The sequence below is a fragment of the Dietzia maris genome (assembly GCF_014144855.1).
Taxonomy (GTDB): Bacteria; Actinomycetota; Actinomycetes; order Mycobacteriales; family Mycobacteriaceae; genus Dietzia; species Dietzia kunjamensis.
Window position 1 is genome coordinate 1 of sequence record NZ_JAALDN010000125.1, and the last position, 3478, is coordinate 3478.

The following is a 3478-nucleotide window of genomic DNA, read 5'->3' on the forward strand; positions in this document are numbered from 1 at the left end:
CGAGTCGACGCGCGTGATGATGGTGGGCGCCGTCGTGGCGCTGGCGGCCTTCTCGGTGATGGTGGTCGCGGCGGGCGTCGTGATCGGTGACCTCACCGGGGTGGCGCGGAACGGGTTCCTCGCCGCACACCTGGTGGTGACGGTGCTGTGGATCTGCTGCGCGGCCTGGCTCGTCCTCACCGCGAACCCGCGGATCGCCGATGCGCGTCGACTCGGGTTCGTCCTGGGCTCCCTCGCGCTGGCGAAGCTGCTCCTGCTCGACCTGGCCACCCTGCCGGGACTGTTCCGTGTGCTGTCGTTCATCGCCGTCGGCGCGGTGATGCTCGCGGTGGCCGTCCGCTACCGCAGGGAGACCGAGCCGTCGGGCAGCGGATCGCCGACGTAGACGCGGAACGCGCGCGGCTGGGCGCCGGACATCAGTACCTCGACCTCCGGATGGTCGACCTCGTCCGGATCGTCCGACGGCAGGCTCCACACCACCTCGCCGGCGTCGGTCAACTCGCGCAGTGCCTGGCGCGTGGCGCGGACCCACGTCACGTGGCGCAGGGCGGGCTCGTCACGCAGGAGGTGGTCGGCCAGGCCCTCGCGGTCGCGCAGGTCGACCATGAGACGCTCGCCGTCCGGGGCCTCGTAGGAGGTGCAGACGTGGTCGACCAAGACGGACAACGGCCACGACGGCCCGGAACCGAGCAGATCGATGATGATCATGCGCGCATCGCCGACCTGACAGGCCGTCGGTGTGGTGAGGACCTGGAGCCGGTCGGCGACGTCCTCGGTGATCTCGATGAGCTGAACGGTCATGATGAACCCCTGTCGGACGGAGACGGTCGACAAGAGGGATCGCGGCGCGGCCCCGAACCGTCCCGACTGTGACGTAGATCATATCGTAGACACGTGCGGGGCGGGTCTCGGCGGGATGACGATCTCGCCGAGCCGTCCGGCCGGACCGCCGCCGAGGAGCCGACGGACTGGTTAGGGTCGAGCGTGTGACCACCTCACAGACCGGACGCGCAGCCTCCCCGGGCGGGCAGGACGACGCCTTCTCGCTGTCCTACGACGGGTTCGACCCCGGTGAGGAGGGCCTGCGCGAGACGCTCACCTCGACCGGCAACGGGTACATGTCCACTCGCGGCGCCGCCGAGTGGGAGGAGAACGACGGGGTCCACTACCCGGGCACCTACGTGCACGGCCTCTACAACCGCGCGACCACCATGCTCGGCGGCGTGCCGGTGCACAACGAGGACCTGGTCAACCTCCCCAACTGGCTGCCGCTCAAGCTGCGCATCGGCGGCGCCGAGGTACTACGGCTCTCGGAGGTGCAGATCCTCGAGTACCGCCACCGGGTGGACCTGCGCTCGGCGCTGATGACCCGCCAGATCCGCTTCCGTGACCGGGAGGGACGGGAAACCGAGCTGGTGAGCCGACGGTTCGCGTCGATGGCCAGCATGCACCACGCCTACCTCGAGTGGACGATCACGCCGCTGAACTGGTCCGGCCAGGCGGAGATCGTGAGCGCGCTCGACGGGCGCGTCACCAACGACGGAGTGCCCCGCTACCGGCAACTCGAGAGCGATCACCTCCGGCCGGGCAGCACGGTGTTCCCGCAGCCCGAGGTGATGGCGCTCAAGGTGCGCACCCGGCAGTCCGAGGTGAACGTCGGCGTCGCGGCACGCACCCTCGTCTCGACCGGCGGCCGGGAACGCGAGGTGCCCCGCTCCGACTTCCGGACGGCGGACTACATCCAGCAGACCCTCCACGTGGAACTGGAGCGCGACGTCCCCACGACGATCGAGAAATCGGTCGCCCTGTTCACCTCCCGTGACCCGGCCACGGGGGACACGCTCCTGCGCGCGTCACGGTCGGCGTCGCGCTCGCGACCGTTCGACGCGGCGTACGCGCACCACCGCGAGTCGTGGGAGCGGCTGTGGCAGGCGTGTGACCTGCACGTGTTCGGCGACGACGAGGCCCAGCACCTGCTGCGGGTGCACATCAGCCACATCCTGCAGACGTGCTCGCACAACACCTCCGACCTCGACGCCGGCGTGCCCGCCCGCGGGATCAACGGCGAGGCCTACCGGGGCCACGTGTTCTGGGACGAACTGTTCGTCTTCCCGTTCCTGACCTTCCGGCTCCCGGCCGTGACCCGCAGCCTGCTCATGTACCGCTACCGGAGGCAGTCCGAGGCGCGGGTGGCGGCGGCGTCGGCCGGGTACGAGGGGTTCATGTTCCCGTGGCAGAGCGGATCGCTGGGCACGGAGCAGACCCAGGAACTCCACCTCAACCCGATGTCGGGGCGGTGGGACATCGACCTGTCGCACAACCAGCGCCACGTCAGCGCGGCGATCTTCTACAACGTGTGGCAGTACGTCACCCTCACCGAGGACACGATGTTCCTCGAGTTCCGGGGCGCGGAGATGATGCTCGGCATCGCGCGGTTCTGGTCATCCATCGCGCACTACTCACCCGAGCGGCAGCGCTACGAGATCCACGGCGTGATGGGGCCCGACGAGTACCACGAGAAGTACCCGGGCGCGTCCGAGGGCGGAGTGCGCAACAACGCCTACACCAACGTCTTCGTGGCGTGGATCTGCGACATCGCCGCCCACCTGCTCGACCTGCTGCCGGCGCCCCAGGCGGGTGCCGTCCGCGCCCGGCTCGAACTGCGCGACGAGGAGATCGCCCGGTGGAAGGACATGAGCCGAAAGATGTTCGTCCCGTTCCACGACGGGATCATCAGCCAGTTCGAGGGCTACGAGGAGCTGGAGGAGCTGGACTGGGAGGGATACCGCGCCAGGTACGGCAACATCCAGCGGCTCGACCGGATCCTCAAGGCCGAGGGCGACACCCCGGACCGGTACAAGCTGGCCAAGCAGGCCGACGCGGTGATGCTGTTCTTCCTCTTCACTGACGACGAGCTGCGACGGGTGTTCGGGCGTCTCGGGTACGAGTTCCCCGACGACGCCGCGCGGCGCACCATCGAGTACTACGACCGCCGCACCTCCCACGGGTCGACCCTGTCGTACATCACCCACGCGGGCGTCCTCGCACGCTTCGACCCGGACAGTTCCTGGGAACGGTTCAAGGTCGCGCTTGGCAGCGACGTGCACGACATCCAGGGCGGGACGACCCGCGAGGGCATCCACATGGGGGTCATGTCCGGCACGGTCGACCTCGTGCAGCGCTTCTACGCCGGGATGCGGGTCGAGGGCGGGATGCTGCAGTTCGACCCGAATCTGCCCGGAGGAATCGACGGGGTCTCGTTCAACATGACCTACCTGCGCTCGCCGCTCACGGTGACGGTGATGCGGGACGAGGTGGTGATACGTCACCGCGACGGCGTGATCGACGAGACCCCGGTGTGCGTGTGCGTGCGTGGGGAGCAGCGGATGGTCGAGGTGGGCGGCGAGGAGAGGTTCAGCCTGGAGTGACGCCCGGATCGGCGCGGCGCGCCGCCGCGTGGGCGTGCCGCCGCGCGGCC

3 protein-coding genes are annotated in these 3478 nt (G+C 69.3%); 2 read left to right on the forward strand and 1 reads right to left on the reverse strand.

Going from position 1 to position 3478, the window contains the following annotated elements; translation table 11 throughout:
* Nucleotides 1–385: DUF2339 domain-containing protein (locus tag G6024_RS04945; RefSeq protein WP_159148203.1), on the forward strand; the 385-nt coding region annotated here is incomplete at its 5' end.
* Here the strand turns inward: G6024_RS04945 and G6024_RS04950 are convergent.
* Nucleotides 340–801: a hypothetical protein gene (locus G6024_RS04950; RefSeq protein WP_067715077.1), complete on the reverse strand. Its 462-nt coding sequence runs from the start codon at nucleotides 799–801 to the stop codon at nucleotides 340–342. The two genes, G6024_RS04945 and G6024_RS04950, sit on opposite strands and share 46 nt — an antisense overlap.
* A gap of 185 nt (nucleotides 802–986) precedes the next feature.
* Between G6024_RS04950 and G6024_RS04955 the strand changes: the two genes are divergently transcribed.
* A complete protein-coding gene (locus tag G6024_RS04955; RefSeq protein WP_119192063.1) occupies nucleotides 987–3428 on the forward strand; it encodes a glycoside hydrolase family 65 protein in 2442 nt (813 codons plus the stop codon).
* The last annotated feature ends 50 nt before the right edge of the window (nucleotides 3429–3478 follow it).